General features: G+C 69.9%; 8 protein-coding genes. 7 read left to right on the plus strand and 1 reads right to left on the minus strand.

The features are described from left to right. Window positions 1-3 precede the first annotated feature (3 nt). The 6 genes from MKL20_RS04655 to phnN are packed head-to-tail and all read left to right on the plus strand — an operon-like array spanning window position 4 to window position 4,568. Complete coding sequence (locus MKL20_RS04655; RefSeq protein WP_313902705.1) at window positions 4-948, plus strand: alpha-D-ribose 1-methylphosphonate 5-phosphate C-P-lyase PhnJ; 945 nt, start codon at window positions 4-6, stop codon at window positions 946-948. Then, complete coding sequence (locus MKL20_RS04660) at window positions 945-1,421, plus strand: GNAT family N-acetyltransferase (protein ID WP_244035702.1); 477 nt, start codon at window positions 945-947, stop codon at window positions 1,419-1,421. Before MKL20_RS04655 ends, MKL20_RS04660 begins: the two co-directional genes overlap by 4 nt. Beyond that, on the plus strand, window positions 1,418-2,191 hold the full coding sequence (gene phnK, locus MKL20_RS04665) for a phosphonate C-P lyase system protein PhnK (protein ID WP_244035703.1): 774 nt from the start codon (window positions 1,418-1,420) through the stop codon (window positions 2,189-2,191). The genes MKL20_RS04660 and phnK overlap by 4 nt, the downstream gene beginning before the upstream one ends. Continuing rightward, complete coding sequence (gene phnL, locus MKL20_RS04670) at window positions 2,188-2,892, plus strand: phosphonate C-P lyase system protein PhnL (RefSeq protein WP_244035704.1); 705 nt, start codon at window positions 2,188-2,190, stop codon at window positions 2,890-2,892. The genes phnK and phnL overlap by 4 nt, the downstream gene beginning before the upstream one ends. A gap of 9 nt (window positions 2,893-2,901) precedes the next feature. Beyond that, window positions 2,902-4,038: an alpha-D-ribose 1-methylphosphonate 5-triphosphate diphosphatase gene (locus tag MKL20_RS04675; RefSeq protein ID WP_244035705.1), complete on the plus strand. Its 1,137-nt coding sequence runs from the start codon at window positions 2,902-2,904 to the stop codon at window positions 4,036-4,038. Next, the gene (gene phnN, locus MKL20_RS04680; RefSeq protein ID WP_244035706.1) at window positions 4,038-4,568 is read left to right on the plus strand and encodes a phosphonate metabolism protein/1,5-bisphosphokinase (PRPP-forming) PhnN; all 531 of its coding nucleotides are present in this window, start codon (window positions 4,038-4,040) and stop codon (window positions 4,566-4,568) included. The genes MKL20_RS04675 and phnN overlap by 1 nt, the downstream gene beginning before the upstream one ends. Before the next feature lie 205 nt (window positions 4,569-4,773). On the opposite strand, the gene MKL20_RS04685 is transcribed toward phnN, so the two are convergent. Further along, the gene (locus MKL20_RS04685) at window positions 4,774-5,637 is read right to left on the minus strand and encodes an outer membrane protein (protein ID WP_244035707.1); all 864 of its coding nucleotides are present in this window, start codon (window positions 5,635-5,637) and stop codon (window positions 4,774-4,776) included. A gap of 312 nt (window positions 5,638-5,949) precedes the next feature. On the opposite strand from MKL20_RS04685, the gene MKL20_RS04690 reads away from it, so the two are divergent. Further along, the coding region (locus tag MKL20_RS04690; RefSeq protein WP_243961449.1) for a GTP-binding protein at window positions 5,950-6,111 on the plus strand (162 nt) is incomplete at its 3' end.

Consider the following 6,111-nt stretch of genomic DNA (forward strand, 5'->3'; position numbering starts at 1 on the left):
AGGGTGAGGGATACGCCTTATCCGGAAAGACCTGATCCCTCACCCCAACCCTCTCCCGAACGGGAGAGGGGGCCCGGTGCGTCGGAGGCTGGCGAAGCCGGCTACAACTTCGCCTATCTCGACGAGGGCACGAAGCGGATGATCCGCCGGGCCATCCTCAAAGCCATCGCGGTTCCGGGCTATCAGGTGCCGTTCGCTTCCCGGGAGATGCCGATGCCCTACGGCTGGGGCACCGGCGGCGTGCAGGTCACGGCGGCGATCCTGGGGCGCTCGGACGTGCTCAAGGTCATCGACCAGGGCGCCGACGACACCACCAACGCGGTCTCGATCCGGCGCTTCTTCGCCCGCACCTCTGGGGTCGCCACAACCACCCGGACCACCGAGGCGACGATCATCCAGACCCGCCACCGCATCCCGGAGACGCCGCTGCGGGAGGGCCAGACCCTGGTCTACCAGGTGCCGATCCCCGAGCCCCTGCGCTTCCTCGAACCGCGCGAGACCGAGACGCGCCAACTCCACGCGCTCGCCGAGTACGGCGCCATGCACGTCAAGCTCTACGAGGATATCAGCCGCCACGGCCACATCGCCACCACCTACGCCTACCCGGTGGAGGTCGCGGGCCGCTACGTGATGGACCCGTCGCCGACGCCGAAATTCGACAACCCCAAGATGGACCAGAGCCCGGCGCTCCAGCTGTTCGGGGCCGGGCGCGAGCGGCGCATCTACGCGGTGCCGCCCTACACGTCGGTGCGCAGCCTCGACTTCGAGGACCATCCATTCCGGATCCAGGAATTTACCGACCCCTGCGCGCTGTGCGGCGCCGAGGGCGTCTATCTCGACGAGATGCTGCTCGACGATGCCGGCCGGCGGATGTTCGTCTGCTCGGACACCGACCATTGCGAGGGTCGCCGCGCGGACGGCCATGTCGGCACGGGAGACGCGGTATGATCGGCCTCAGGGTCCGCCGGGCCGAAAAGCCCGATCTTCCCGCGATCCTCCCCCTCTACGCCGAGCTGAACGGCGGGCGGGTGGCGACCCTCGATCAGGCCGAGGCGCTCCTCGACCGGATCGTCACGGCCTACCCGGATTACGGGGTCTACGCGGCCGAGGTCGACGGCGCGATCGTCGGCACCTTCTGTCTCGTCATCCTCGACAACATTGCCCATTGGGGCATGCCGTCGGCCCTCGTCGAGAGCGTCGTGGTCTCGTCCGGGCATCGCGGCGGCGGTCTCGGCCGGGCGATGATGCGGGAGGCGTTCCGCATCGCCCAGGCCCGGGGCTGCTACAAGCTCGCCCTGTCCTCGAATGTCGACGCCAAGCCGGCGCACGCCTTCTACGAGAGCCTCGGCTTCGAGCGCTACGGCTACAGCTTCCGTCTCGATCCGCCCTTCGTGCCAGACGCCGCAGAGATGACCCGATGAGCGCGCCCCTGCTTCAGGTTCGCGGCCTGACCAAGCGCTACGGCGCCCGCCTCGGCTGCGCTGACGTGTCGTTCGACATCGATCCCGGCGAAGTGCTGGCGATCGTGGGCGAGTCCGGCTCGGGCAAGTCGACGCTGCTGTCCCTCGTCGCCACCGAGCTCGCCCCGGATGCCGGGACGGTCTCCTACCGGATGCGCGACGGCGTGCTGCGGGACCTCGCCGACCTGAGCGAGGCTGAGCGCCGGGCGTTGATGCGCACCGACTGGGGCTTCGTGCGCCAGGACGCGGCCCAGGGCCTGCGCATGGCGGTCTCGGCCGGTGGCAATGTCGGCGAGCGGCTGATGGGGCTCGGCGAGCGCCATTACGGCCGCATCCGCGGGACGGCGCTCGACTGGCTCGGCCGGGTCGAGATCGCCGCCGACCGGATCGACGATCCGCCTACGCGCTTCTCCGGCGGCATGCGCCAGCGCCTGCAGATCGCCCGCAACCTCGTCACCAGCCCGCGCCTCGTGCTGATGGACGAGCCGACCTCGGGCCTCGACGTCTCGGTCCAGGCCCGCCTGCTCGACCTGATCCGGCGGCTCTCGGCCGAGCTCGGGCTCGCCGTGATCATCGTCACCCACGACCTCGCGGTGGCCCGCCTGCTCTCGCACCGGATCATGGTCATGCGCGCCGGCCGGGTGATCGAGACCGGCCTGACCGACCGGGTGCTCGACGACCCCGAGCACGCCTACACCCAGCTCCTCGTCTCCTCGGTGCTCGCCGCATGACCGCGCTTCTGACCTTCCAGGATGTCTCCAAGAGCTTCACCCTGCACCTGCGCGGCGGCGTCGTGCTTCCGGTGGTGGGGGGCGTCAGTCTCTCGGTGGCGCCGGGCGAATGCGTGGTGCTGGGCGGCCCCTCGGGGGCGGGCAAGTCCTCGCTCCTCAAGATGGCCTACGGCAACTATCGCTGCGATGCCGGCGCGATCCTGGTCCGCGACGGAGACGCCGTGGTGGACGTGGTGCGGGCCGACCCGCGGGTCATGCTGTCCCTGCGGGCGCGGGTCATCGCCTACGTGTCGCAGTTCCTGCGGGTGATCCCCCGGGTCTCGGCCCTCGACGTGGTCGAGGCCGCCGGCCGCGAGGGCGGCCTGTCCGAGGATGAGGCCCGGGCACGGGCAAAAAATCTGCTCGCCCGGCTCAACCTACCCGAACGGCTCTGGAGCCTGCCGCCGGCAACCTTCTCCGGCGGCGAGCAGCAGCGGGTGAACATCGCCCGGGGGCTGATCGCCGACCGGCCGCTGCTGCTGCTCGACGAGCCCACCGCGTCGCTCGATGCCAGCAACCGCGCCGTGGTGGCCGAGCTTGTCCGCGAGAAGCTGGCCGCCGGGGCCGGCGTGCTCGGCATCTTCCACGACAGCGAGATGCGCGACGCTGTGGCGACCCGAATCATCGACGTGACGCGCTTCGCGCAAGCGCGGGCAGCCTGAGGAGTTCCGATGAGCGACCTGATCCTCGAGAACGCGATCCTGGTCCTGCCGGATCGAGTCGAGCACGGCTGGCTCGCCGTGACCGACGGCCTCATCGCGGAGATCGGCACCGGGCGCGCACCCGGGCGCGGCCTCGACCTCGGCGGCGACCACCTGATCCCCGGGCTGATCGAGCTGCACACCGACCATCTCGAAAGCCATTTCGCGCCCCGGCCCAAGGTCCGCTGGCATCCCCTCGGCGCGGTGCTGGCCTACGACGCGCAGATCACCGCCTCGGGCATCACCACGGTGTTCGATTCCCTGCGCGCCGGCAGCGATCCAGACGGCAGCGGCCTCGGCTCCGAGCTGAAGCAGCTCGCCGCGGCGATCGACACCGCGCGCGCCGGCAACCTGTTCCGGGCCGAGCACTTCACGCATCTGCGCTGCGAACTGCCCTCGGCGGACGTGCTCGACACGGTGGCGGAGTTCAACGCGCGCTACCCGATCGGCCTGATCTCGCTGATGGACCACACGCCGGGCCAGCGCCAGTTCCGCGACATGGAGAAATACTTCACCTATGCCACGCGGGGCGGCCGCACCCTGGAGGAGATCCGGCTCAACACCGAGCGCAAGATCCGGGAGGGGCAGGCGCTGAACGGCCGCAACCGTCCGGCCCTGGTCCAGTTCGCGCAGGAGATGGGCATCCCCCTGGCGAGCCACGACGACACCACCCTGGCCGATGTCGAGCTCGCCGCCGGGGAGGGGGTGGCGCTGGCCGAGTTCCCGACCACCCTGGAGGCCGCCGAAGCCGCCCATGGCCGCGGGATCACCGTGATGATGGGGGCGCCGAACCTGATCCGCGGCGGCTCGCATTCCGGCAACGTCGCCGCCCTGGCGCTGGCCGAGGCCGGCCATCTCGACATCCTGTCGTCGGATTACGTGCCGGCGAGCCTGCTGATGGCGGCCTTCCTGCTGCCCGAGCAGGCGCCCGCAATCACGCTGCCGCAGGCGCTGGCCACCGTCACGGCCAATCCCGCCCGCGCCACCGGCCTGACCGACCGCGGCGCCCTGCAGCCCGGCCTGAGGGCCGACCTCGTGCGGGTCCAGCGCGCCGAAGGGGTGCCGGTGGTCCGGGAGGTCTGGCGCGCCGGCCTGCGGGTCGCCTGATGGCGGGCTGCCTGGTCCTGGTGGTCGGCCCGAGCGGGGCCGGCAAGGACACGCTGATAAGGTTCGCCCGTGCGGCGCTCGCGGGTGATCCGCGCTACGTCTTTCCCCGCCGGCTCGTGACCCGGCCGCCCTCCGGCGACGAGGATAACGACGAGATCGACGAGGCCGCCTTCGCGCGTGGCTGCGCCGATGGGGCCTTCACCCTGAGCTGGCGTGCGCACGGCCTCGGCTACGCCATTCCGGCGCGGGCCACCGATCTCGTCGCCACCGGGCATGTCGTGGTCTGCAACGTGTCCCGCCGGATCGTCGAGGAGGTCCGGGGGAAGGGCCTGCGCGTCAGCGTCGTCGAGATCACGGCCCCCCCCGAGATCCTGGCCAGCCGGATCGCGGCCCGGGGCCGGCCGGAGGACGGCGACCTCGCCGCGCGCCTGGCCCGGGAGGCCCGGGTTCGTGCCGATCTCACCATCCTCAACACCGGCGCACCGGACGAGGGAGCGGCCCGGCTGATCGCGCATCTGCGCGCCTGTTAGAGCGCACGCCGCCGAAGGGGATACCGGCTCGGCATAAGCGAGCGCGTCGAATCACAGATTGAGAGCCGGGCCGTTGGCGCGACGATGGCTGCGCACCGAAACATGTGTCGCAGGACAAAGAAAAAGGGCGTGCGCCGATGACGGCACACGCCCTCGAAAGACAGCCCGGGAGGATCGCTCCCGGGCTGTGTCGTCCGGCTAGATCCTAGAAGCCGCCGAACTTGTAGTTGAATCCGGCGCGGACGATGCTGCCCTCGGTCCGGAAGCGCGAGATGTACGAGCCGGTGCCGACGCCCGGGAGCGCGGCGACGAGCACGCTCTGACTGCCGAGGTCGTAGTGCAGGTACTCGGCCTTGATGGTCACGGCGTCGTACTTGATGCCGAAATACTTGCCGACCGCGAAGGTGTTCAGGAAGCTGTCGGTCGGGATGGCGAACTCGATACCGCCGCCATAGGCGAAGCCGGTCTTGAAGTCGTCGTAGCGGCCGGCGAACTGCAGGGCGCCATCGGGCCGGTAGAAGTTCGCATCGTGGAACACGTTGCCGTAGGCGAGACCGCCCGTGCCGTACACCAGGACCCGGTCGAACGCGTAGCCGACGCGGCCGGTGAGGGTGCCGAGCCAGTCGAGGCTCTGGCGGAACTGGCTGATGTTGGGGATCGTGCCGCCGGCGTTCGGCGCGCCGACAACCACCCGGTTCTTAGTGATGTCGGTCCAGTCGATGCTGTTGGCGATACCGACGACGATGCCGGAGCCGGGCGTGAACTGATAGTTGTAGCCGGCGGTGCCGCCGATGTTGGCGATGCCGTCCTGCGAGGTCGAGGTCAGGAACGGGCGGCGGTTGAGCTGCACGTTGGTGGCATTGACCGGGAGGACGCCGACCGTGGTGATGGGCTGACGATCCGTGAAGGTGTAGGCCGACTCGAGACCTGCGTAGAAGCCCGTCCAGGTGAAGACCGGCACCGGGGTGAAGACCGGCGGCGGCGCAGCGCGGCGCGGCAGGTCGGCCGCGACGGCGGCCGTCGAGACCAGGGCCGTGGCGGCGCTGGCGAGGAGGAACTTCTTCATCATGTTCGCGGGACCCAGGTGACCAGTGGTTGTCCCCACTTAAGCTCGGCCGCGTCGGGTCCGCTATGCCCTGCAAGCCACACTGTGTCTCGAAAGTGTCCACCGAAATTGCCGATCATCAATATCCACGGCGTGCAAAGTGGTCGGCCGGCGCTTGACAGGCTGCGCCGCGCGGGGGTGCCCATGCGCACCGGACCTTGATCGCGAGCGGCCGACCCTCTAAGCGGACCGCGTTTTTCGCCCCTCTTTACGCGTTCGGGGGCGGCCGACCAGGATCCGGGGAACAGCGTGGTCCCCGCCGCAGGAATGGGAATCATGGGCAAGGAAAAGTTCTCCCGCACCAAGCCGCACTGCAACATCGGCACGATCGGTCACGTCGACCACGGCAAGACGTCGCTGACGGCGGCGATCACGAAGGTCCTGGCGGAGACGGGCGGGGCGACGTTCACGGCCTACGACCAGATCGACAAGGCGCCG

This window comes from Methylobacterium sp. E-066, from assembly GCF_022829635.1.
GTDB lineage: Bacteria > Pseudomonadota > Alphaproteobacteria > Rhizobiales > Beijerinckiaceae > Methylobacterium.